Annotated in this window: 20 protein-coding genes; 10 read left to right on the forward strand and 10 right to left on the reverse strand. The window is 59.3% G+C overall.

Going from position 1 to position 24,490, the window contains the following annotated elements; translation table 11 throughout:
- Nucleotides 1–69: 69 nt before the first annotated feature.
- Nucleotides 70–1,857: a thiamine pyrophosphate-requiring protein gene (locus tag AC1DVF_RS15740; protein ID WP_477782738.1), complete on the reverse strand. Its 1,788-nt coding sequence runs from the start codon at nucleotides 1,855–1,857 to the stop codon at nucleotides 70–72.
- Nucleotides 1,858–2,128: 271 nt separating this feature from the next.
- Nucleotides 2,129–2,404 (reverse strand): DUF2798 domain-containing protein, encoded by a 276-nt coding sequence (locus tag AC1DVF_RS15745; protein ID WP_477782739.1) that lies wholly within the window; start codon nucleotides 2,402–2,404, stop codon nucleotides 2,129–2,131.
- A gap of 124 nt (nucleotides 2,405–2,528) precedes the next feature.
- On the opposite strand from AC1DVF_RS15745, the gene AC1DVF_RS15750 reads away from it, so the two are divergent.
- The 7 genes from AC1DVF_RS15750 (at nucleotide 2,529) to AC1DVF_RS15780 (ending at nucleotide 10,161) form a co-directional block, all read left to right on the forward strand.
- On the forward strand, nucleotides 2,529–3,440 hold the full coding sequence (locus tag AC1DVF_RS15750; RefSeq protein WP_477782740.1) for a LysR family transcriptional regulator: 912 nt from the start codon (nucleotides 2,529–2,531) through the stop codon (nucleotides 3,438–3,440).
- Between the two features lie 88 nt (nucleotides 3,441–3,528).
- Nucleotides 3,529–4,605, forward strand: coding sequence for an alpha/beta hydrolase family protein (locus AC1DVF_RS15755; RefSeq protein WP_477782741.1), 1,077 nt, complete (start codon nucleotides 3,529–3,531; stop codon nucleotides 4,603–4,605).
- Between the two features lie 2 nt (nucleotides 4,606–4,607).
- Complete coding sequence (locus tag AC1DVF_RS15760) at nucleotides 4,608–5,018, forward strand: GFA family protein (RefSeq protein WP_099758983.1); 411 nt, start codon at nucleotides 4,608–4,610, stop codon at nucleotides 5,016–5,018.
- A 48-nt stretch (nucleotides 5,019–5,066) separates the two neighbouring features.
- Nucleotides 5,067–5,450, forward strand: a complete 384-nt coding sequence (locus tag AC1DVF_RS15765; protein WP_093433186.1) for a hypothetical protein — start codon at nucleotides 5,067–5,069, stop codon at nucleotides 5,448–5,450.
- Nucleotides 5,451–5,556: 106 nt separating this feature from the next.
- Nucleotides 5,557–6,396 carry a glutathione-dependent disulfide-bond oxidoreductase gene (yghU, locus tag AC1DVF_RS15770; protein WP_460090746.1) on the forward strand — a complete coding sequence of 280 codons (840 nt, stop codon included), beginning with the start codon at nucleotides 5,557–5,559 and terminating at the stop codon, nucleotides 6,394–6,396.
- Between the two features lie 256 nt (nucleotides 6,397–6,652).
- Nucleotides 6,653–8,830, forward strand: a complete 2,178-nt coding sequence (locus AC1DVF_RS15775; RefSeq protein WP_257354797.1) for a TonB-dependent siderophore receptor — start codon at nucleotides 6,653–6,655, stop codon at nucleotides 8,828–8,830.
- A 137-nt stretch (nucleotides 8,831–8,967) separates the two neighbouring features.
- Nucleotides 8,968–10,161, forward strand: coding sequence for a GAF domain-containing sensor histidine kinase (locus AC1DVF_RS15780; protein WP_477782742.1), 1,194 nt, complete (start codon nucleotides 8,968–8,970; stop codon nucleotides 10,159–10,161).
- Here AC1DVF_RS15780 and AC1DVF_RS15785 read toward each other — a convergent pair.
- From AC1DVF_RS15785 to AC1DVF_RS15795, 3 genes are all read right to left on the reverse strand, one after another.
- Nucleotides 10,158–10,799, reverse strand: a complete 642-nt coding sequence (locus tag AC1DVF_RS15785) for a LysE family translocator (RefSeq protein WP_093433198.1) — start codon at nucleotides 10,797–10,799, stop codon at nucleotides 10,158–10,160. The genes AC1DVF_RS15780 and AC1DVF_RS15785 overlap by 4 nt on opposite strands.
- A gap of 892 nt (nucleotides 10,800–11,691) precedes the next feature.
- Nucleotides 11,692–12,033 carry a hypothetical protein gene (locus AC1DVF_RS15790; RefSeq protein ID WP_095126388.1) on the reverse strand — a complete coding sequence of 114 codons (342 nt, stop codon included), beginning with the start codon at nucleotides 12,031–12,033 and terminating at the stop codon, nucleotides 11,692–11,694.
- Nucleotides 12,034–12,119: 86 nt separating this feature from the next.
- Nucleotides 12,120–12,764 (reverse strand): ATPase, encoded by a 645-nt coding sequence (locus AC1DVF_RS15795; protein WP_093433203.1) that lies wholly within the window; start codon nucleotides 12,762–12,764, stop codon nucleotides 12,120–12,122.
- A gap of 171 nt (nucleotides 12,765–12,935) precedes the next feature.
- On the opposite strand from AC1DVF_RS15795, the gene AC1DVF_RS15800 reads away from it, so the two are divergent.
- From AC1DVF_RS15800 to AC1DVF_RS15810, 3 genes are all read left to right on the forward strand, one after another.
- Complete coding sequence (locus tag AC1DVF_RS15800) at nucleotides 12,936–13,184, forward strand: hypothetical protein (protein WP_093433206.1); 249 nt, start codon at nucleotides 12,936–12,938, stop codon at nucleotides 13,182–13,184.
- Nucleotides 13,185–13,331: 147 nt separating this feature from the next.
- On the forward strand, nucleotides 13,332–14,489 hold the full coding sequence (locus tag AC1DVF_RS15805) for a GGDEF domain-containing protein (protein WP_477782743.1): 1,158 nt from the start codon (nucleotides 13,332–13,334) through the stop codon (nucleotides 14,487–14,489).
- A gap of 8 nt (nucleotides 14,490–14,497) precedes the next feature.
- A complete protein-coding gene (locus AC1DVF_RS15810; protein ID WP_477782744.1) occupies nucleotides 14,498–14,992 on the forward strand; it encodes a PaaI family thioesterase in 495 nt (164 codons plus the stop codon).
- Between the two features lie 55 nt (nucleotides 14,993–15,047).
- Here AC1DVF_RS15810 and AC1DVF_RS15815 read toward each other — a convergent pair whose 3' ends face one another.
- The 5 genes from AC1DVF_RS15815 to AC1DVF_RS15835 all read right to left on the reverse strand — a co-directional run bounded on the left by AC1DVF_RS15815 (nucleotide 15,048) and on the right by AC1DVF_RS15835 (nucleotide 24,067).
- Nucleotides 15,048–15,311 (reverse strand): PAAR domain-containing protein, encoded by a 264-nt coding sequence (locus AC1DVF_RS15815; RefSeq protein ID WP_093433215.1) that lies wholly within the window; start codon nucleotides 15,309–15,311, stop codon nucleotides 15,048–15,050.
- A gap of 52 nt (nucleotides 15,312–15,363) precedes the next feature.
- The gene (locus AC1DVF_RS15820; protein ID WP_093433218.1) at nucleotides 15,364–15,771 is read right to left on the reverse strand and encodes an Imm1 family immunity protein; all 408 of its coding nucleotides are present in this window, start codon (nucleotides 15,769–15,771) and stop codon (nucleotides 15,364–15,366) included.
- 5 nt (nucleotides 15,772–15,776) lie between these two features.
- Nucleotides 15,777–20,504, reverse strand: a complete 4,728-nt coding sequence (locus AC1DVF_RS15825; RefSeq protein WP_477782745.1) for an RHS repeat-associated core domain-containing protein — start codon at nucleotides 20,502–20,504, stop codon at nucleotides 15,777–15,779.
- Nucleotides 20,501–23,425, reverse strand: coding sequence for a type VI secretion system Vgr family protein (locus AC1DVF_RS15830; RefSeq protein ID WP_477782746.1), 2,925 nt, complete (start codon nucleotides 23,423–23,425; stop codon nucleotides 20,501–20,503). The genes AC1DVF_RS15825 and AC1DVF_RS15830 overlap by 4 nt, the downstream gene beginning before the upstream one ends.
- Before the next feature lie 126 nt (nucleotides 23,426–23,551).
- On the reverse strand, nucleotides 23,552–24,067 hold the full coding sequence (locus AC1DVF_RS15835; protein ID WP_008084998.1) for an Hcp family type VI secretion system effector: 516 nt from the start codon (nucleotides 24,065–24,067) through the stop codon (nucleotides 23,552–23,554).
- Nucleotides 24,068–24,490 lie beyond the last annotated feature (423 nt).

The following is a 24,490-nucleotide window of genomic DNA, read 5'->3' on the forward strand; positions in this document are numbered from 1 at the left end:
TGACGCGGAGCGTCACGGGCTGCATTACCACGCCGAGCGTGGGAACGATCAAACCTGTGCGTTTACCGGTTATTTTTTCCCGGGTAACACCGCGCCGAGCACCTGTTTGGCGGTTTGCACGATCACCCCGGCTTCATCCGGATCGCCCTTGAGCAATGTCGTGGCGAATTTCTTCGCCTGCTCAAGCTTGATGTGCGGCGGCAAGGGCGGCACGTTCGGGTCGGTCTTGAACTCGATCACCACCGGCACTTCCGAGGCCAATGCCTTTTCCCAGGCTGCGGCGACGTCTTCTTCGCGATCGACAAAAATGCCTTTCAGGCCAATGGAAATGGCGAACAAGTGGTAAGGCACGTCCGGGATACTTTGCGACGCTTCGAACTTCGGATCGCCCTCCATCACCCGCTGCTCCCACGTGACCTGATTGAGATCCTCGTTGTTGAACACCGCACAGATCCATTTCGGACTCGCCCACTGCCGCCAGTATTTGGCGACGGTGATCAGTTCGGCCATGTTGTTCATCTGCATTGCGCCATCGCCCACCAGCGCAATCACCGAACGCTCGGGATAAGCAAACTTCGCGGCAATCGCGTAAGGCACAGCGGCGCCCATGGACGCCAGGCCACCGGACAACGAGCACTGCATGCCACGGCGTATTTTCAGGTCGCGGGCGTACCAGTTGGCGCAGGAGCCGGAGTCGCTGGTGATGATCGCCTCATCGGGCAAGCGTGGCGACAGCTCATAGACCACCCGTTGCGGGTTGACCGGGTCGGCTTTGGCCATGGCGCGTCTTTCGAGGGTTTTCTCCCAACTGCTGCGCCAACCTTCGATTTTCTTGCGCCACTTGTTGGAGGTTTTCTGTTCGAGCAGTGGCAATAAAGCGGCGAGGGTTTCCGCCGAGTCGCCGACCAGATTGACTTCCATCGGATAACGCAGGCTGAGCATGTCGGGCTGCAAATCGATCTGCACGCCGCGCGCCTGGCCTTCTTTGGGCAGAAACTCCGAATACGGAAAACCCGAACCGATCATCAGCAAAGTGTCGCATTCGTTCATCAGTTTGTAGCTCGGTTCGGTGCCGAGCAGGCCGATGCTGCCGGTGACCCAAGGCAGATCGTCCGGCAACGCGGCTTTGCCCAATAATGCCTTGGCGACGCCGGCACCGAGTTTTTCCGCCACGGCGATGACTTGATCGGTCGCCTGCAATGCCCCGGCGCCAACCAGAATGGCGACCTTCTCGCCCGCGTTCAAAACCTCGGCGGCACGCTGCAGATCCTCGTCATAAGGCAGCACTTTGGGTTTCGTGTAACCCACCCCGGAATGCGCGGTGCCATGGGCGCGAGCCGGTGCTTCATATTTCAGTTCCTGCAAATCGTTGGGCAGAATCAGCGCGGTTACCCGCCGTTCGCCCACGGCCGTGCGCACTGCGCGATCGAGCAAATGCCGCACCTGCGAAGGCGCCGACGCCTGCTGCACAAATGCCCCGGCGACATCCTTGAACATCGACACCAGATCCAGCTCTTGCTGATAGTGGCTGCCCAATGCCGTGCGTACCTGTTGACCGACGATGGCGAGCACCGGCATGTGGTCCATGCGCGCGTCATAGAGGCCGGTGATCAGGTGCGAGGCGCCCGGGCCGGACGTGGCGATGCACACACCCAGCTCGCCGGTGAACTTGGCGTGTGCCGAGGCCATGAACGCGGCCATTTCTTCATGCCGCGCCTGAACGAATTCGATTTTGCCCTTGGCCCGACTCAGCGCGCCGAACACGCCGTTGATGCCGTCGCCCGGATAACCAAAAATTCGCGTAACACCCCATTCACTGAGCCGCTCAACCAGAAAATCTCCCACTGTCATCGTCATCTCGATCCTCGTCTTTCTCCGCTGCATGGAGCTGCCCCGACAGCACATCCGCCGGGAGGTGTAAGGGTCTGGACAGTTGGGTTGTTGGCGAAGTTTCGATTGGTTTCCTCAGGCCAATCCTTGTTTGTTTTTCTGAGTTCCCCACAAGACCTGTCGATCGGTGGTGAGTCCATTCGCGAGCAGGCTCGCTCCCACTGGGAATTGAGTTGCAAATGTGGGAGCGAGCCTGCTCACGAAGTCGGTAGAACAGCCACTGATGACGCGGAGGCTTTCAACGATGCGGATGCACCGTGAACGCCACCAGTTTGATCACGATCGGCCGCACGACCAGGATGCACAGGAACGCCACCGGCATCGCCAGCTTATAGGCGTGCAAGGCATTACTCAGGTAGTTGTTATCAATGCCCGAATTGGCAGCGGTGATCACCAACGACATCAGGAACGCCATGATCGTCGCCATGTACAGCGCAAACACGTACGGCGTGGCGCGCGGCGACAGCTTGCGTCGGCCTAGGATCATGGCTTCGGAGCTTGTTGGTTGATTCATAAGGCGTTTCCATCCATTGACAGGGAGACCGCACGTTAGCAAAGCCGGTCTGCCGCAACTAGACGCTCAGTTGCAGGTACTTTATAAAGCAGAACTTACGAATCAACCCTCAACGGGACGATGAATGAATCTGTTAGCGGCGATTGCCAGTTTTATCAAAGTGGTCGAAGCCGGCTCGATTGTCGGCGCCGCCAAGACCCTCGGCGTCAGTGCGGCAGCGGTCAGCCAAACGCTCAATCGGCTAGAAGCACACCTCGGCGTACGGCTGCTGCAACGCACCACGCGCAGCATGGCACTGACCGAAAACGGCGCGGTGTACTACGAGAAAGTCCGACGCATTGCGGCGGATCTGGAATCGGCACAAAGCTCGATCAGCAGCGATGAAACCCATTTGCAGGGTCGGCTGAGTATCGCCTCGACATCGGCGTTCGGCCGCCACGTACTGGCGTCGCTGATTGCCGGTTTCGGCGCACTGCACCCGCGCCTGCTCATCGAACTCTCCACCACCAACGGCAAGATCAACCACATCCAGGACGGTATCGACCTGAGCCTGCGGATCAAGCCGCAACTGGAGGACGGCATCGTCGCGCGCAAGATCGTTTCGCTGCCCTTCATCATGTGCGCCGCGCCAGCTTATCTTCAGCGTGCCGGGTGGCCGCAATCGCCGGATGATCTGCAAAACCATGCCTGCCTGGCCTTTCGTTATCCCCTGGACGGGCGTTTTCTGCGCTGGAGTTTTATCCGCGACGGGCAGCGTTTCGACGCCCCTGTCAACGCCACCGCCATCAGTGATGACATTGATGCACTGGCGCAAATGGCGGTTCACGGTGCAGGGATCACGCGACTGGCGGAGTTTGTTGCAGCGCCTTTCCTGGCGACCGGGCAACTGGTGCCGCTGTTTGAACACAGCGTCGTCCAGCCAATGGACATCTATGCCTGCGTGCAAGAACGCGCGGCGATGACGCCGAAGGTTAAAGCCTTTCTGGATTATCTGACAGCGCATCTGGCCACGCGCTGGCCGATGGAAAATGTTTAAGATTCTGGGTTCAAAGAGGCTCGCTGAAGCGCGCGAAATCGGGCAAAGTCCACCTCGCCCAATCGGCCCATCACGGAAGATAACAACAATGAAAAAAACGCTCGGTGCCCTGCTACTGATCTGCTTGAGCAGCCACGCCTTCGCTGACGCCCAACCCGTTGGTTTCCAGTACGCCACGCTGGCGGATCCGCGCAATGAGCGCCCGGTAGAAATGGTCGTCTGGTACCCGAGTGCGACCACCGCTGCGACACCACAATTGTTCGGCGACAACCCGGTATTCGTCGGCGCCCCTGCGGTGCTCAACGCCCCGGCCGCCAAAGGCGAGCATCCATTGGTTGTGCTATCCCACGGCAATGGCGGGAGCTGGATCAACCAGACATGGCTGGCCAGCGCGCTGGCCCGTCAGGGTTACATCGTCGCAGCGGTCAACCACCCCGGCACCACCAGCCGTGATCGCAGCCCGCAAGCCGCGGCGCAGTTGTGGCAGCGCCCCGTTGACCTCAGCCGCGCCATTGATGCGGTGACGGCGCAACCGGAAAAATTCGGCGCAGTGACGAAGGATCGAATTGCTGTTGTGGGCCATTCGCTCGGCGGCTGGACGGTCCTCGAAGCCGGCGGCGCGCGCTTCGACCCCGAACGATTTGCCAAAGACTGCAAGGTTCACACGCAACTCGCCAGTTGCACCGCTTACCAACAAATGAACACTGCAAACACCGCGCAAGCGAAAGCTCAATTGGCCGCCGACTGGCGTGACAAGCGCGTCACTGCCGTGGTTTCACTGGATCTGGGCCTGTCGCGCGGGATGACCGACGCCAGCCTCGCGGCCTACCCCGTGCCGATCCTGGTGATCGCTGCTGGCGTGCCGTCGAAAGAACTGCCCGCTGAACTGGAGTCCGTCGACCTCGCCAAACGTCTGCCAAAAACCTCATCGCGTTATGTCGAGATCAGCGACGCCAGTCACTTCAGTTTCATGGCAATCTGCAAACCTGGCGCCGTGGCGATGCTCGACGAGGATGTACCGGGCGACAGCATCATCTGCACTGATGGCGACGGTGGTCGTCCGCGTGCGGTCATTCAGCAACAGGTGATTTCCCTGATCAGCGGGTTTCTGTCGCAGTCACCTGCCCCCTTGAAACAAGCCATTACCTACAAGGATTCGCAATAACAATGCTCACGCCCTCCCCTCAGACCTTCCGGGGCAGTTGCCTGTGCGGAGCGGTGAAATACCAGATCCGTTCACGGCCCAAAGCGCTTTCGCACTGCCATTGCAGCCAGTGCCGCAAAAGCCACGGCGCGGCGTTTGCCAGCTATGGCAGCGTGCAGCGCCAGAACCTGGAGTTGCTGGAAGGTGCTGACCATCTGAAGTCGTATCAATCGTCTGAATCGGTACAACGCCAGTTCTGCACGCACTGCGGCTCGTCGCTGTTCTGGGCAAGCAATCAAGGGGAATTCAACGGCTGGATCTCGGTTGCGCTGGGCACGCTCGACACGACGTTCACCACGGAAAAACAGCAACATGTGGAAGTCACGTCGAAGGCGCCGTGGTTTGAAATCAAGGATCAATGGCCGCAGCGCTGAGGCTGAAAGATTCATTTATCAGACGTTGCTTCACCCATTGGAGATCAGATGAAACGCTCAAAAATTGCGGCGTTGGCTGCGCTGGTAATGGCCGCAATAACCGTCATTTCACTGCAGATGTTTCTGTACGACGCCGAGATAACCATGGCTCAGGCATCCATGGGCAGCGTGCCTGTCCAATTGGTCGCACAAATCCTGATCACCATCGCCACTCATCTGTTCGTCGTCCTGATGGTGCCAACGCTCTTGATCGCCTACAGGAGGTACCTCGCCGGCTATGCGGTGCTTGCCCTGTCCCTCGCGGCCTACGCCCAGATGACCACAGGGCTGGGTGTGATCGGGCCGATGATCGCGGTCATCGCCGTCTCGATCCTGGGTTTTTATGGTTTCAGAAAAGCCAGCGAATGGATTCGCTACCTGCGCGCGAAATGACTGATCAGACCGATCAATCGCACTCTGGATCAGGAAGCGGGTTCTGTGGTGTGCTGTCTATTATCAGCGAGGTATTTTTTCCACTTGCCAAGATGAGGCCCCTTACATGAGCAAAGCACCGTACGTTCCGCCCCAGGTCTGGAAAAACGAAGCCCCGTCCGGTGGCCAGTTCGCCAGCATTAACCGGCCGGTTGCCGGGCCGACCCATGACAAGACCTTGCCGGTCGGCAAGCATCCGTTGCAGCTCTACTCGCTGGCCACGCCCAACGGCGTCAAAGTGACGATTATGCTGGAGGAGCTGTTAGCGCTGGGGCACAGCGCTGCCGAATACGATGCGTGGCTGATCCGCATTGGCGAGGGTGACCAGTTCTCCAGCGGCTTTGTCGAGATCAACCCCAATTCGAAAATTCCGGCGCTAATGGACCGTAGCGTTGAGCCGCCGATTCGTGTGTTCGAATCCGGTTCGATCCTGCTGTACCTGGCGGAAAAATTCGGCGCATTCCTGCCGAAGGATCCGGCGGGCCGCACCGAAACCTTGAACTGGCTGTTCTGGCAGATGGGCTCGGCGCCCTACCTGGGCGGCGGTTTCGGGCATTTCTATGCCTATGCGCCGGAGAAGATGGAGTACCCGATCAACCGCTTCACCATGGAAGCCAAGCGGCAACTGGACGTGCTCGACCGGCGTCTGGCCGAAAGCGCCTATCTGGCCGGCGACAGCTACACCATCGCTGACATCGCAGTCTGGCCGTGGTACGGGCAATTGGTGCGCAACAACGTTTATTCGGCGGCCGAGTTTCTCGCCGCTCACGAGTACACCCATTTACAGCGCTGGGCCGAGGACATCGCCCAGCGGCCGGCGGTCATTCGTGGGCAACGCATCAATCGCACCTGGGGTGATGAAGCAACCCAAGTACCCGAGCGTCACCAGGCTGAAGATTTGAACTGACAGCCCTTTCATCACGTTCAGCAGCGGGCCGATCACAAGCGTTTGAGATCGGCCCGTTTTGCTTCTATCTCGCCCCCGAAAAACCACGACTCTGCGCCAACCCGCGCCGTAGAGCGCCCGCCCGATTGTGAAAAATTCGTTAACTAACTGAGCCGTACGCCTTTCTTCACCCGGAATGATCTGACAGACTAATGCGAATAATTCCTACACGCACTCGCACTGGATTCGTTTTCGTATCATTTGGGGAAGCAGATTGATGTCGTTTTGCACCATACACCGCCGCTCAAACCGTTCACCAAACCTGTTGGCACTCGCCATTTGCATGGCCAGCATCACACCGGCGCTGGCCGACGAGGCAACACCTGCCACGTCTGAAACAGCCGCGCCGGCCACGCTGGAACTGGACGCGACAGAAATCGGCGCGACCCAGATGAGCAGCACCACCGAAGACACCCAGTCCTACACCACCGGCCCGATGCGGACGGCGACCAAGCTGTCGCTGACCATGCGCGAAACACCCCAAGCGGTAACGGTGATCACCCGTCAGCGCATGGACGACCAGAACATGACCAGCATCAACGACGTGGTGAAAGGCACGCCGGGACTGTTCCTCAGTCAGGCCAGCGGCCCGGGTCGGCAGACTTACAGTTCGCGCGGTTTCGACATCGACACCATCATGTACGACGGCCTGCCGAGCTCCTATTCGCCGTTCTCGATGGCGGTGCAACCGAATCTGGCGATGTTCGACCGCGTCGAAATTGTCCGTGGTGCGACCGGCCTGGTCACCGGCGCCGGCAACCCTTCGGCGGCGATCAACCTGGTGCGCAAACGCCCGACGGCCGATCAGCGTGTAACCCTCACTGGCGCCGCCGGCAGTTGGGATGACTACCGTGGCGAGATCGACGCCTCCAGCCCGTTGAACGAAAGCGGCACCCTGCGTGGCCGGGTGGTCAGTTCCTATCAAGGCGCCGACAGCTTCCGCGACAAGGAAGAAAACGACCATGGCCTGTTCTACGCCATCGGTGAAGCCGACCTCAGCGACAGCACCACCGCGACCCTCGGCTTCTCGCGTCAGAACGAACAGACCAACTATTTCTGGGGCGGCCTGCCGATCGGCACCAACGGCCACCACCTCGACCTGCCCCGCTCCACCTACCCGGGCACCGACTGGGAAAACCGCAAGCTGCAGATCGATACTGTGTTCGGCGAAGTCGAGCATCGTTTCGACAACGACTGGAAACTGCACGTCGCCGGCTCATCCTCGACCCTCGACGGCGAGTTCTCCGGGACTTACCTGTCGCGTTACGCCGGCCCGCTGGAAACCACGGCCTATCAATCCCATCACACCGACAAGCAGCGCTCGCTCGACGTGTTCGCCAGTGGCCCGTTCGAAGCGTTCGGCCGCAGCCACGAACTGGTGGTCGGCGCCAGCAACCGGGTGTATGACGCGACCACCAAGGAATACGATCCGTACACCACGGCCTGGCCGATTGGCGCGCCCAAGCCTGATTTCGTACGGGACGGCAAAACCCGCAACGTCACCACTCAGGACGCCGTCTACCTGACCACCCGCCTGAGCCTGGCCGACCCGCTGACGCTGATCCTCGGCAGCCGTCTCGACTGGTACGACTACGACGACCGCACGGCCGATGGCGACTACAAAGTCACGCGTAACCTGACCCGTTATGCCGGCCTGATCTACAAGCTCGACGACCATCATTCGGTGTACGCCAGCTACACCGACATCTTCACCCCGCAAACCCAGAAGGACCTCGGCGGCAAGGTGCTCGAGCCAATCGTCGGCGAAAACTACGAGGTCGGCATCAAGGGCGAGTACTTCGACGGCGCCCTCAACGCCAGTCTGGCGGTGTTCCAGATGGACCAGACCGGTCGTGCCACCCAGGCCGACAATCAGTTCGGTTGCCCGGTCCTGACCTGCTACGGCTCATCGGGCAAGGTACGCAGCCAGGGCGTGGACATGGAACTGCAAGGCGCGCTGACCGACAACTGGCAGGTCGGCGCTGGCTATACCTATACGCGCGCGCACTACATCAAGGACGAAAACCCGGCCAACAACAATCAACGTTTCGAAACCGACACGCCAGAGCATCTGTTCAAGGTGTCCACCGTCTATCGCTTCCAGGGTCCGCTGCAACACTTGCGCGTGGGTGGCAACGTTTACTGGCAGAGCCGCATGTACAACGACGTCGCTCTGGCCAATAACGGCAGCTACCGCCTTGAACAGGGCGGCTATGCGGTCACCGACCTGATGGCTGGGTACGAGGTCAACAAACACCTGGATCTGCAGGTCAACGCGAACAATATCTTTGATCGCGTCTACTACTCGGCCATCGGCTCCAATGTTACGTGGGGCTCCAACGACAACTACGGCAACCCGCGCAGCTATATGCTGACGGCGAAGTACAAGTTCTGAGTCGCTGACCTTCTGATCAGCAACAAACAAGGGCGCCGGGGAAAGCCACGGCGCCCTTGTACTTTCTGGCCTCTTCATTAGTCATGAGCAGCAATAACCGTTAGTCTCTGAGCGAACTCTTCACGAAGCATCGCGCCATGACCAATCCGGCCTTTACCCCTGATATTGACGCGATCCGCAGCATTGACGCGGTGCCAGTCATCCTGAGCATGGTCAAACACCTCACCGGCATGCGTTTCGCCGCAGTCGCGCGGGTCACCGAAAGCAACTGGGTGGCATGCGCTGTCGATGACTCCATTGATTTCGGGCTCAAACCCGGTGGCGAACTGGTACTTGAATCGACCATCTGCCACGAGATCCGCCAGCATAAGCAGCCGGTGATCTTCGGGCACGCCAGCGCGCACCCGGTCTTTTCGTTGCACCACACGCCGAAAACCTATGGGCTGGAAAGCTACATCTCCATTCCCATCGTCAAAGCCAATGGCGACTTCTTCGGCACGCTGTGCGCCATCGACTCGGTCCCGGCCAATATCGACGAACCCGCCATCACCAAAACACTGACCCTGTTCGCTCAATTGATCGCCATGAACCTGGACACCCAACGCCATCTGGAAGCGACCCGAATTGAGCTGAACAACGCCAATGAACTCGGGCGCCTGCGCGAGCAATTCATCGCCGTTCTCGGCCACGACTTGCGCACACCACTGAGCGCGGTGCGCATGAGCGCTGACTTGCTGGAAAGCAAAACCGAAGACAAACGTTCACTCAACCTGATTGCGGCGATTCGCAACAGCTCGGTGCGCATGGGCGTGTTGATCGAAAACATCCTCGACTTTGCCCGAGGACGTCTGGGTGGCGGGATTCCGGTGCAGCGCAAGTTAGTGGACGACTTGCAGCACACCTTGCAATTGACCCTCGCCGAGGTACAAGCGTCCCATCCCCAAGCGGTGTTTATCCATGAACTGGATGTGCCGGTGGGCATTTATTGCGATGCGCTGCGCATCAGCCAATTGCTTTCCAATCTGCTGGGCAACGCGGCCACCCATGGCTCGAACAGCGCGCCAATCGTCCTCAAGGCGTATGCGGAAAATGACGAGATCGTGATCTCCTTGACCAACCAGGGCACACCGATTCCAGCGCAACTGCTGCCACTGCTGTTTGAACCGTTCTCCCGCGCCGAGGCCGGGCAACGTTGCGAGGGTTTAGGGCTGGGGCTGTATATCGCCTCGCAGATCGCGATGGCGCACAACGGTACATTAAGCGTGACCTCAAGCGCCGAGTCGGGAACCTGCTTCGTGGCGAGACTCCCGGCCCGGTACAAATGGCTTTAAGCCGCCTGCCGCCGCATTGTCAGAATCGCCGCGCCAAAACCGATAAAGGTCGAACCAACCACACGACTGACCCAACGGGACAACGCCGGACGGGTCAGCACGCCCTTCGCGCGCGAAGCCAGCGCGGCGTACACACTCAGTGACGACACTGACAACGCCATGAAGATCGAGGTCAGGATCAGAAACTGCGGCAGCAACGCCGCGCCCTGATCAATGAACTGCGGAAACAACGCAGTAAAAAACATCGTCGCCTTGGGATTGGTCACCGCCGTCAGGAACGCCGACTTGTACAGCTTGCCGCGAGTCGGTCGCACCCTGCCCGCCTCACCTTCAATCCCATCCGGCAGCATCGGCCCCTTTTTGAACAATTGCTTGACCCCGAGGTAGAACAGATACCCGGCCCCGATGATCTTCACCGCGTTAAACAGCACTTCAGAACTGGCCAACAACGCCCCCAACCCCAACATCGCCGCCGCCGACAAACAGAACAGCCCACTGGCATTGCCCAGCGACGACCAGATCGTGCTGCGCTGCCCGTGAGCAAGGCTATTGTTGATCGCCATCAACGTCGCAGGCCCCGGGCTAGCGATGGCAATTGCCGCGACCAGAGTGAAGGTCAATATCGAGTGAGAATCCATTTTCGCTGCTCGCAAGGTTGAAGATGCCGCATCTTACAACAACCGGCTGCATAGCCCAGATCAAAAGCCCCTCACCCTAACCCTCTCCCGGAGGGAGARGGAACTGAYCGAGGTGATTGCSAGAGYYAYGCCGACGTGAAATACCGAGCYGAACTCAAATCCAGAAGCAGATCAAAAGCCCCCTCACCCTAACCCTCTCCCGGAGGGAGAGGGAACTGATCGAGGTGATTGCGAGAGCTACGCCGACKTGAAATACCGAGCCGMACTCAAATTCTGAAACAAATCAAAAAACCCTCACCCTGGCCCTCTCCCGGAGGGAGAGGGAACTGACCGAGGTGATTGCGGGAAATACACCGACTTGAAATACCAAGCTGCACTCAAATTCGGAAGCAAATCAAAAGCCGCACCCACCCCGCTCTCTTCACCACTCCACAGGATGAGCGTTAGCTCGGCTGCAGCTCTTGATCTTGCCGTGCTGGCCCCTTCGGCAGGCTGAGTGGAGGGATTGATSCGGGGGTGGGAGCGCAGCGACCGTTTGGCGAAGCCAAACACAGCGAGAGGAGGTGCAGCGAAGCAAACCGTAGGCGCTGCGCCCGGATCGATCCCGGAGCGAAGGAACCCCGAGCCCCAGCGAGCGGGCCGAACGCCGGGGCCCAGCCTTTTGCTTACTTTTCGGCGTCTGGAAAAGTGAGTCGCTGTAAGAGCGAAACCGCCAGCGGCGACACCCGCAGAAACGGATATTCACAAAGAACACCCAGAGCATGGTCGGCCCAAAGGCCGCCAAGGCACCAAACAAAAAAAAGCCCCGCAAACCGAATGAAAGGCGCGAGGCAAAAAATTGGTTGGTTGCGGCCAACCAAAGGAGCTCAGTCAATACGTAAAAAAGCCAAAGTCAGATGCAATCCTGCGCCGCCCGCTCAAAACTCGAAGGCAAAAGATTCGAAGCCAGCAAATGGCGCTCATAGATAAACACCTTGCCGCCATTACCGGCCTTATAAGCCTCCAGCACGTTGTCAGCAGAAATCTTGCTCGGCACCACAATCCGATAACTACGCTGAGTCTGCGAAACCGTCGGGTTCAACGCACTGCCCTGCAACTTCGGCACAACACAATCGGCGTACTGCGCAGGCGTCTTGCTGGTCTGCAACGTCAGGCTCGGATTGTTCGGCGCCGAAGCGCAACCGGCGAGCAGCAAAGAGGCAACGGCCAGAGCGGGCACAAATAAAAGACGCATCGGTGTCATCCTGAAAATAAAGGTTCGGTTCAACCGGCAACGGTTCAGCCTCACGGAGCCGCCGTCGCCATTTATGTTTTAAGTGATCAGCTCGACGCTACCAGCGCCTTGAGCGACACATCGAATTGCTTCAACGCGTTGAGTTGCAGGTCACGCTGCTTGCCGATCTGTGCAGCGATGGCCGGTGCCGCCTGGTTATGCACCCAGACCGAAGGCAACTGCTTCTCGACGGCGCCTTCTGCCTTGCCGATGTATTGCAGGTCGGCGTCGTAGAAGCGTGCGGTAAAACGCGCTTCAACCAGACTGTTGCGCTGCGTCAGCAAGCGGTTGAAGGTGTCGAGTTTCACCACCACGTCCGGATGCGCCTGTACCAAAGCATCAAGGTTGTCGTAAACGGTCACCGACAAGAACTGCTGTTGCAGCGAACTCACCAGCCAGTCGATGGCCAGTTCCGGATCGGAACTGTCGACGAACGCTTCACGAATCCGCGAATCCAGCGCGTCTTTCGCGCCGTTGACCGCCATGTTGTGGTAACGCTCAAGGTATTGCAGGTTGTCCAGGGTGTTCTCGCTGAGCAACACACCCACGGTTTGCGAATGCTGCAACGTGGCGCTGCTGCCCGTGATGGTCTGGAAGTGACACGACCCGGCGTCGGCTGCGTAAGTCGGAGCTGTGAACAGTGCGCCGCCTGTCAGCAGGGCGACAAAAGCCAGTCGGGTCAGGGTGTTCATCGCGCAAATTCCTTGAGCTGCGTGTTCGATGGAAACGATTTTCCGCCGAATGCCGACAAAGCAGAACTTGCGTTTCGTGATGGTCACTATTACTTCTAGCAATAGTTGCGCGACGTGCAGACTGCTACACACTCAACCACAACGAGAAAAACAGCCCATGAGGAGTTCGCCTTGAGAACGTTTGACCTGATCCGTGACGCCGTTCTGCCCGATTTTCGCGAGCGTGTGGCCGAATACCTGGTTCAGTACGAAAGCGTATTGCTGGACAAAGGCATTACCGACCCGCAGCTCATCCAAGACACCGCCAACCAGTTGCGCGGTTACCTGCGCGGGCTTAACACCACCCGGGTGCTGGGCATGGCCTATTGGGAAGAGCTGGATCGCCGAGTTGTCGACACCTGGCTTGAGCCCAAGCCATGACCCATCGGCACGGCGGTCAGGGTGGCGGTGAGCGACCGCGCCCTCCCCGCTGCCAATGATCTGCGCGGCAACACGACCTCTGCGAAAAAGCCGCCCGAACGCTTACAATCGCCGGTCAAACTGCCACTCAGACAGGCTCATCAAGAAATGCCGCTCGACCCACCTACGATGCTGACCCTTTCCATCGCCCTCGCAGCCGCCGCAGCGCTGTACCTGGCGATCGAATGGCGCAGCATTCGTGAGCCTTCGCTGCTGTTCTGGAGCGCCGGTTTTGCCACCATCACGGTCGGTTCCACCCTGGCCCTGCTGCGCAGCAGCGGCTTTTTGCTGATCGGCATCTGGTTCGCCAACGGCCTGCTGGTGACCGCGCATTTCCTGTTTCTGCTCGGCGTGGCGCGTTTCACGCAGATACGCTTGTCGACGGCCTGGTACCTGATCTTTGTCACCTGGCTGGTCTTGCTGCTGTTGCCGGAGGGGCCGCTGTGGTCGAAGGTCATGCTGGCGGCCAATTCGTTGCTGGTGGCGCTGTCGACCCTCAAGGCCAGCTCGCTGCTGCGCCCCCATGGCAAATCGTTGAGCGTCGGCGCGGTGCAGTTGCGCTATGTGCTGCTCGGTCACGGTATTTTCTACGTGGCCAAAGCGCTGACAGTGGTGATCCCCGGCACGCTGATCGATCTGGCGGCGTTTCGCGGCGAGATCATTCAGATTTCCCTGGTCGAGGGCGCGATGGCAATCATGTTGATCGCCCTGTCGATGACCGGCACCGAGCGTTATCGCCGCGAAAAACAGATCGCCCGCCTCGCCGAACGCGACCCGCTGACCGCTTTGTATAACCGCCGCGCCCTGGAAAAACGCGCGCCGCGCCTGTTCGAACAGGTTTCGCCGGCGCATCCCGGCGCCTTGCTGCTGATCGACATCGACAACTTCAAACTGGTCAACGACCAATACGGCCACACCGCTGGCGATCGTTTGCTCATTACCTTGAGCGAGATGATCCGCTCGGTGCTGCCGCGCAATGCGCTGACCGCACGCCTGGGCGGTGACGAGTTTGTCATTTTGCTCAGCAGCACCTCGGGTGAGCGCGTCCTGGAACTGGGCAACGCGTTGCGTGAGCAGTTTCTGAGCATGACCTCCCAGACGTTCCCGACCACCGCTGCGGTGACCCTGAGCATCGGCGCCAGCCTGTTCGACAAGCCGCCCGCGCACCTGACGGCGCTGATCGAACAAGGCGACGCCGCTCTCTACGAATCGAAACGCGGCGGACGCAATCGTCTGCGCCTGACCAGACTCACTCCTCCAGGATAATAAAAACCATGTCCAGCCTCGTTACCCCTTTGCAAGACCTCGCAGCACCCGAAGGCGTTTGCTACGGCTGCGGTGGCCGCAACCCGCACGGTCTGCACGTCAAAAGCCACTGGCACGAAGACGGCGTTCACGTGATCGCCGAACACCTGCCGGACGCCAAGTATTGCGGCTGGCCGGACCTGGTCTACGGCGGCCTGCTCGCGATGCTGGTCGACTGCCATTCCAACTGGACGGCCATGGCCTACCACTACCGCGCCGAACACCGCGAACCCGGCAGCCTGCCACGCATCGACTGCGTCACCGGTAACCTCGGCATCAAATTCATCAAGCCGACACCGATGGGCGTGACGCTGACTCTGCGCGCGAAAGTCGAGGGTGACGTCGGGCGCAAGACGCGAGTGATTTGTGAGGTGTTTGCCGGTGAAGTGCTGACGGCGGTGGGCGATTCGGTATTTGTGCGTGTCGATACCGGGCAACTGGCGGATGCGGCACACGGGCGATAAACCTGGCGAGCCTGCCTGCCTTGTCCAACCGTTACCGGCAGGCCCTGGCGACTGTTCAACTGACCACAGCCCCTTTGGGGCCGCTGGCAATCAGAGCGGCGCCACAAGCGGTTTTCATGCCGTCCAACGCCACAGGCGTGCCATCAACGGTGTAAGTGCTACTGCCCTCGGCGATGGGGAAAATCCCTTTGCACAGAGGGCAGCTTACCTTGTGTCCGACACCGGCAATGGGCTTGCCATTGAGATCGGTTTGAGAGAATGCCTCAAGGACCGTGCCACCATGCGTGGTGGAGTCACCCAAGCGAATCGCGTCTTTCACAGCATCACTCCTTTGCCGTTCAATCAGGCCCGACGGTCTGACCTTCGCCCCCTCATTCTTCAATCTCCCACGCCAATCCCGGGTCCGCTTTGCCGTGTTCGCAAAAATACAGCAACGCTTTCCGGGCACTTTCTTTGCCGACAACCTGGTTTTTCGGGTAACTCCCGGACTGCCCACCGACGACGACATCAACCGTCTCATCGCTTGATGCATCAGGAGTGGTCAGTGTGTACAGCTTCTCGTCGACGTTGACCGCGATAAACACAACATAGCGATGGTCGTTCCCCCCGCCCACGCTCATGTAGTTATCGTCATCGAGCAAAAACAGTGTCGAACTGCACGCCTTTCCATCCAGTCGATCCAGAGTTTCGAGTACCTTTGCGCGGTCGGGACTCAAGTGCTCTCGCTCTTTGAAAGTCTCGCCCTTTGCTTCGTCTTCTATGATTTTTTCCAGCTTCATGATCACTACTTCGTTGGTGTGTAAGTTCGGCTGCCACTGGGTGAATGCACGGTAATATTACATCCCAGATTTCGAGCCAGTGAACGAATACCCCCTGCGCCCGGCAACCCACAAGCCTTGCACGGATCGCGGTCGACCCACATTTCGGCACTTTCGGCTTTACCTGCCATGCCCGCATTCACGGCATGTTGCACCGCTTCAGCCTCCGCGTGGGTTTTGGTTTGCGCATTTACCCGATCGAGGGTAATCGCCGTCTTGGGATTCTGATCACCTGAGTTTATACCCTCGAAACTCTGACCATTGACCCTCAATAAAGACAATGTCGATGTGTCATTGGCAGAACCTGCGACGGGTAGACCCAAGGCTTTCCTGCGGTCAGCCAGTTGCTGCCGTGGATCACAGGTTTCCAGGCCCAGCGGATCGATCCAGCCCGTCGGGTTTGGTGCATAGACATAAAGATTCAAGCCACCGGCATAGCTGATCGGGTCTTTGCTGATGAAACGACCGACCTGCGGATCGTAGTACCTGTAGCGGTTGTAATGCAGGCCCGTCTCATGGTCATGGTACTGCCCCTGAAAACGCAGTGGATTCGTCAGCCCTTGTTGCCTGGCCCGATCTGAACGCTGTTCCTGAACTTGGCCCCACGCCTTGTATTGCGCACTCCAGACGATTTCACCTCGCTGGTCAGTCAGTTCCTGTGGCGTGCCCAAGTGATCGCACTGATACCAGCTCAACTCATCGATCGGTTGGGCCTTGGGTGCGTGGTTCCACAACGGATCATCGTCCAGTCGATATTCGTCGCTGTAGTCGGGCTGCTCCGACAGTTTGATTGCCTGATGCCGCAGTGCCTGAGCGACAGGCACAAAGGTGCCAGGCTCGTACACGTAATGCACGGTACGACCATAGTCACCATCCACCTGTGCGAGGCTACTTTCCCAGGCTAGAACGTCACCGTCCCAACCATATAACGTGAAGCCGCAACCCGACTCGCGCTGCTTGCGTGCGTATTCGTGATGGTTCCATTGAGAGCCGGCTTCAGGGTGCTGTTTAAAGTGCGCACGGGAGTGTTTGTAAACCCTGCGGCCCAGCGCATCGTAGGCGTAATCGACCTCCAGACGGGCGTCGTCAAAATGCACCAGACGGTCGAACAGATCCCAGCGCAGCCGGCTGTAACTGCCGTTATGCCAGCGCTGGATCAGGTTGCCCCGCTCGTCATACTCATAATGAGTGCCGGCGTACTCGCGCAGCAGGTTATCCAGAAGCTTGCTGCGGGTCGGGTCCTGATCCAGCGGGCGTCGGGTTTGCCGGGCCGTATCGTCGAGCAGATTGCCAGCCGGGTCGAAGGCAAAGGTTTCCACACCCAGGCGACTGCTCGCCTGAAGCAGACGACCGACCGGGTCGTATTGATAAGCCAACGTCCCTCGGCGAGTATCGTCAATACCGCGCAACTGACCTGCCGCATCGTACTGATACTCGCGTTTGAGGACAGTGCGCTTATCGTCGGCGCGCCCCAGCAGTTGCTCCTGCAAACGTCCGGCGGGGTCCCACTGCTGGGTTTGCAACAGATGATTGCCCTGATGCCGCGCAACTTCACGATGCAGGTCGTCGCGCTCGAAACCGATAAGGTCATGTTCATCGAGGCGCATGCCCAACAGATGACCGCTGCCGTAAGTCAGCCAACTGACCCGATGACCGTCCGGACGCAGCGTGGCCACTCGCTGATTGAGCGCATCGTATTCATGTCGCCAGATCGCGACCGAGGGTTTTTCCAACCCCAGAAAATGCTGATGTTCGCGCAGCAGGTTGCCAGCCGGGTCATGGAACCACTGCAAGCGGCTCTGATCGTTACTGGCCAGCACCAGGTTGCCGTTACCATCGTAGGCGAAGGTTTCCGCTTGCGACTCGCTGCCCAGCGTCGCCAAACGGCTGATCATCCGGTTCATCGGGTCGAACTGGAATTCGGTGAGGCGCTCGCCGTCGCGAATGGAGGCCAATCGCCCGGTCTCGGTGTCATAGCGATAGTGTTTGCTGCGCCCATCGAAGCCGGTTTCATGGAGCAAGCGCCCTACCGGATCGTACTCGAACTGCACCCGCTGCTGGTTCTCGTTTTCCAGGGCGGTCAGCCGCCCCAGTCGGTCCCAGCGATAGCGCAACGTCTGCTCCGTGGCATCCACTCGCTCGGCCACCAGCCCCGCAGCCGTGTAACGCCAGGAGGTGCAGCGGTCCAGCCCGTCGACATGCGCCAGCAAACGACCTTCAGCATCGTAAGTGAAACGTTCTTCGGTTTTATCCGGATGCCTGATCAGCACCCGCTGGCCGGCACGGTATTGGTACTCGGTGCTTTGCCCGGCCGCGTCGGTGAAGCAAATCAACTGCCCAAGACTGTTGTACTCCCAGGTACTGGCCTTGCCGGAGCAGTCGGTATATTTCGTCAGTTGACCGGCATCGTTGTATTCAAGTTTCTTCTCGGCGCCGTTGGCGTCCTTGATCGCTTTGAGCAGGCCTGCCGAGGTGTAGGCGTATTCGGTCTGGTTGCCCAATGGGTCAATGGCTTTCTCCAGATTGCCGTGAGCATCATAGTCGCGCAGCCAGAGCCCGCCTTCGGCGTCGCTGATCTTGATCAACTGATCTTGATCGTCATACGCAAAATGCACGACGGTGTCGTCGGCACGAATATGCTCAAGCACATTGCCCCGTTCGTCATAGCTGAAGCGGTCGATGCTGCCGTCGGTGTGCACATGGCGCACGACGTTTTTCGCCTCATCGCGAAACAGCCATTCCGAGCGTTCATCCGGGTGTCGAATGCGATAGGTGTAGCCAAGGATGTCGTAGTAGTGCCAGGTCTCGTTGCCATGGGCATCGGTGACATACGTCAGGCGGATGTTTTCGTCCCATTCCAGCCGGGTATCGAAACTGCCGTCATCCGCCCATTCGCGGACGGCTTTGGCATCAGCGCCCTGACCTTGCCATTGCAGGTTCATCCCGCGCCCGGTGCGATCGGTGTAACGCGTGACCAGATGGTGCTGGTATTGATAATTCCAGGCCGCGCCGTTTTCATCCTGGGCCTGGATCAGATCACCGCTGGCGTCGTAGCGATAGGCACACAATTGACGCTTGGGTGCACCGTCGCGAATTTCCCAGAGACCGATCAGGTGCCCTTGCGCGTCGAGCAGGGTGCCGAGCTGCAAGTGGACGTTGCTGATATCGCCTTCGTAGGTAATCAGATCCGACAACACCGCCTCGTCGTCATGACGGTGTTCGTAGTGAAGCATGACCCCGGCACCGCTGCGCAGGACGATACCGATCAGCACGTAACGCTGACCGCGGCGCACGTAGGTTTCCTTGCGCTCGATACCGCTGCACAGCACCAGCCGGTTTTCGTCGACCCGCACCAGCGTCAGGCTTTCAACCGGGTCGTAATGGGCCTCACCGACTTTGGGCAGTGGGTAATTGTGGCTACGTCCATCTGCCGCGTGAAACACCAGGCCGTCATCGACGCGATCGAAACGGGTGGTGAATTCGGTAATCCAGCGAGCGCCCATGTCCCCTTTGTCATAGGCCTCCAGGCGCGAGTAATACGTGCGCGTCCAGTTGATCGGGAACGGGCCCGGCAGGCTGAAATCAGTGTGACGGAAAGTCTCCGAGCCCATCGAGAAACTGATGCTGTGCGCGGTAATCGGGCACACCACGTTTTTTCTGCAATTAGGGTCGGCTTTCGCCCCGGCTTGCTTGGACTGCATCTCAAGCTGACCTTCCCCGGCCTTGCGCTTGGCCTGGGTGGTGCCGCCGGGTTTGACGTTCGTACTCTGACCATGCGCCTTGCGCTTACGCCAGGTGACCACGGCGCCACCGAGCATCTGCAACAGCCAGCCGATGGAGTGTTGAACACCCGGATCGCTGAGCTTCTTCAGCTGAGTTCGCAGCTCTACGCCCAAAGTCCGCAGCATGGACGTATTGCTGAGCACCAATGCCTTGGCTTTTTCCGGCAGCAGGTTTTTCGCTGCGCTGTTGGCTACGCCTTTGCCGGCGGCCTTGTAGGCACTGAACGCTGCACCAAAGATGTTGCCGATGGCCGCTTTGGGGTCATGCAGTAACTGGCTGCGCGCCGCCGTGATCTTTGAACCCGCAGCGTTGAGGTCGCCCTTGGCATCGAGTTTGCCATTGACGACGGTTTCCAGCCCCTTGGCAATCTCGTTCACCGCGCTCTGGCCCAGTTTGCCAGCGTCGTCGAGAATGCCAGCGAGTTTGGGCTGCGCCTGTTTTACGAAGTCATCGATCGTGCCGACAATGGTCGCGTTCAAATGCCCGATCAACACTTCGATCAGCGAATCACCCAGAAGCATCTTCGCGCTGTTACGCAGTTCCTGGCGCACCAGGCCCAATGTCGGACGCAGCGTCATGCGTGCCGATGCCATGGTTGGAGGGGCCGGCAGTACGCCAATCAGGTTGATCCCTAGGCTGACCCAGTCCAGCACTTGGCGCTGCTTGCTTTTGGCCAGGGTCACGATGTCGCCAAGGGCGTCGACCAGCGCCATGATGTTACCCACCACCGGCAAGGCGCCGGCAACGTTCTTCACACGGTCGAGCGTGACAACCCCGCCACTGATCGACTGCAGCCAGGCATCGAATTTGGCGGCGCCGCGACCGACGTCTTGAATATCGATGGTGTTGAGCGGAACGACAGCAACCTGGGGTTCACGTTTTTTATCGGGCGCAGGAGTCGGAGTAGTCATGACATGAACTCATCTGGCAGCAAGCTTGAGGCCGGACTCAGGCCGGGCGTTTGAATCGCGTTTTTGGGCAACGAAACGGCAGGCAAACTCGGCAACTTGCCGTTCTTGCTCGCGGCGCCGAGGATGCTCGACGCACTCGGCAACGCCGCACTCGCCAATTTCGGCAATCCAGCCGCGCCACCCTGCACAACACCCTTAACCTGCTGCGCTGTTTGCATCGCACCTTGCGCCGTCTGCATCGCACTCATCCCTGTTTGCGCCATGTCCTTGCCCTTCTCCAACATGTCCCAACTCTTGCTCGGCAAGACCTGCGCGACCATCGCCTGCACTTGGCTCGGCACGTCTTCAGCCCCCGGCGGATTCAACGGCCACTCAGGTTTGCCGATGTAACTGCCATCGCTCCACGTATCCGCCGGATCCTTGCCGAACAGCACTTGCGCCGGCCCCGGTGCGGCGCCGGTGACGCTGGCGAAACCTTTGCCATCGAGCTTGCCCTTGATGCTTTTGCCCAGGGCATCGATGACTTCGTAATCGCCTTCCTTGATGCCCTGACGCCCGGCGTACTGGTTGAACAATTCCAGGTTGCCCTTGCCCGGTTTCGGCGGTTCCGGGAATACCCCCGCCAAAGATTTCGCGCCGGTGTAGGCGAAGTTCGCCGCGTGCGCGGTGTACGGGCCGCTGGTGGCGTGGGTGATGCCGCCGGCGTTGTAGGTGGTGGCGCTGCCGCCGCCCTGGATCACCAGTTCGGTTTTCGCGGTGATGGTGATGCGGTCGGCATTGGCAGTGATGTTGAGTTTGGCCAGCAGGTTGATGCTGTCCTTGAGTGCGCGCACATCGATGTCGCCGGACGCTGCAACCAGACGCCAGCCCATGCTTTGCACGAACAGGCGCATGCCGCGACTGGCGCTGGCCAACAGGCGTTTGCCGATCGACAGGCTGGTGTGGCCGGTGCTGCTCAATGCCAAATGTTCGCCAGTGGCGATGTGGCTGGAGCGCGGCGTGGTCAGGGCGATGCCGGCCGGGCTGGCGAGGACCAGATGCGGCTCGGTGAACTCGGGAAATTCGTTGGCGGTGAGGTTGGCCGGACCGCTGCCGAGTACGCCTTGGTGCTGGGCGTGCAGCGCTTTGGCCACGTCGTCCTGATCGCCGGCCTCTTGGGCCTGAAGCTCTTTGGCCTGAACGGCAAAACCGTCCTGCTGATCGCTGGCCGTGGCGAGGCGCTCGGCAGTTTCCGGCAGATCCTTGTGGTGCTTGGATTCGTTCGGCCGTGGCTCGGTGGTGATCAACAGACCGGCCCCGGCACGTACTGCGCCGTGGCGGTCGGTTCTCAACTCAAAACCTTCGCCGCGCGGTTGACCGCCGCTCGGGCGCGGATGGGTCAGATAACCGAGATTGATCGCACTGGCGCCGTGGTCGCTGCGCAGCGCAATGCTGATCTCGCTGGTGGTGTCGTCGATGCGCAGTTCGTTGGCGCGGCTGCCCTTGTATTCCTTGCTCTTGACCGTGGCCAGGGTCTTGAAATCCGGCAGTTTGTACGGCGGCAGATTCGCGCCGTGGTACAGGCAACCGGTGATCAGCGGCTGGTCGGGATCGCCTTCGAGGAAGGTGATCAACACCTCCATGCCGACCCGTGGAATGTTGATCGAACCGAAGGTTTCCGCCGCCCAACTCGACGCGACGCGCATCCAGCAACTGGTCATGTCGTCGTGTTTGCCTTCGCGGTCCCAGAAGAACTGCACTTTCACCCGGCCGTACTGGTCGCAGTAGATCTCTTCGCCTTCAGGGCCGCAGACCACCGCACTTTGCGTGCCGAGGACTTTCGGTTTCGGGTGATCGAGCGGCGGACGGTACGGCACATCCCACGGGATGGCGCTGAAGCGGTTGCGGTAGCCCTGGTGGAAATCGTCCTTGAGGTCGGTGGTGTCGCTGGTCACCGACTCTTCGAGCACCTGCGGCTGCTTGCCTTCGTGGAAGATTTCGGTGAGCAGCCAGAGGTCATTCCACGTCGGGTTGGCGTGGTCGGTCAGGGCGAGGAAATGCCCGCTGACCAGAATCGGCTGATCGCTGTTGCCTTCGGCCAGACGATAGTCGCTGCGATGGCGTTCCAGCGCGCGATTGGCCAGGTGTTTACCGCGCTCGCGATCAACGAAACGACCCGGGTAATCGTAGTCTTCGAGGTCCGGTTGGGCGCTGCTTTTGGCGTCGCTTTCCAGCTCGATCTTCGGTTTGACGAAATCGTAATCGCGGCGCGTGGTGCGACTGGTGCGGGTGGCCAGACGCAGGCCAAAACGCTTGACCACCGGTTTGTCGGCGACCAGTCCGGAGTCCTGCTGATAGGCCACTGGCGCGAGTTTCGGGAACACCGTCTGGTCATCGCCGAAGGTCAGTTTGTGGCCGCTGGACGTGTGCTGGAAGTGGTAGTGAATGCCCTCTTCTTCACACAGGCGCTGGATGAAATCCAGGTCCGACTCGTCGTACTGCACGCAGTAGATCCGTTCCGGATAAATCGCGCTGAGCTGGAAGTGGTAATCGCTGGCGAGGATGCCGTGTTCTTCCAGGACCTGGCTGATGATCTGCTGCACGGTCATCTGCTGGAAGATGCGCTGATTGACTCGATGCGCGAGGTACGCCAGTTGCGGGCGCAGGGAAATCTTGTAGCGGGTCAGGCGCTTGCCCGCCTCGCCCTGGGCGATGCTGTAGACCAGCCCGTGAATGCCAGTGCCGGTTGGCGACAGCTGAAGAAACGCCAGTTTGTGCAGCACGCTTTCGAGGTTGATCGAGGCCTTTTCACTGACCAGTTCCAGCTCGAATTCGAACGGCGTGTTAAGGGCCTCACGACCGGTGAACGACAGCACCTGAAAGTCGCTGTCGACACCATCAACGGTCAGATTGAAATGAGGCTGGTTGGCCGGTGAGAACATTCCCTTGTCCCTCGCGCAGTGCTGCAACACGCCTCAGGGTGCAAGAGCCTGAGGCGAAGAATTGCTTGATCGAACAGTGAACTCGACCAGTCAGACTGGTCGAGTCGGTATCACTATCAGCCGCGATTAAACGACTGGAGCACGCCAGTCATCGGAACCCGAAGTACCGGAGACTTCGTGGGTCCAGGTGATTTTACGGTAGGTGAACTGCACTTCTTCCAGGTGGGTGAAGTGCGCGTTGCCTGGATCCTGGCAGTTGTGCATTTTGTTGTTGATGGCGACGATGATCGCGTCTTCCAGTTTGGTGGTGTAGTAATGCTCTTGGGTGCCTTGCGCCGAAGTGCGGTACCACTGGATAACGATTTCGCTCATGCGTTCGCCGGAGGTCAGAGCGGCTTGCAGCAGAGGCGAAGCCTTGTCGTAGACCTTGGTGATCACCACAGGCTTGTGCACGCGCTGACCGGTTGGCTGACCGGATTGCGGGTCACGCGGGATGATCACGTCGTGGGTGAACGCCTGAACCATCACCTGGTCTTCGTGGCCTTCTTGAAAGGTGTTGCCAACGGAATCGGCAGTAAATGCGCCGGCAGTGATCAGGCCTTGTTTTTCGCCAGTGACGGACATGTACGCGGGGGTTGCCATGGAATGCTCTCCTTGCTCAAAAGACACAAGCGACAGGCACCATTGCCTGTCCGTGCGAATTTGGATATATCAACTTTCATGCCAGTCATTACATTGCCATTGTTCATCAACAACTTGTGTAAACAACTTCAACAAAAGTAGCTATTGCAGCCAGGAAGAGTCGTCGTAAGTGCGCAACTTCTTGCGCAGTACTGCGCAAGAAGTTGCGCACTTGGCTGCACGCCCTGAACGGCGTGGCCTGTAGCGATTTTCAGGAATGTTTTCTGGAAACAACTGCGCAACTTCTTGCGCAGTTGCTAAAAAGCGTTTTCATCGTCAATCGACGAAAAATCTCCAGATAGCCTTACTCTCGTTGACGTTGCATCAACGCAGTTTTGCTGAATAGGCAAAACATCGCGCGTAAAGAAAAGCCAGGCAACTGCC

Source organism: Pseudomonas sp. P4_D7, assembly GCF_056401755.1.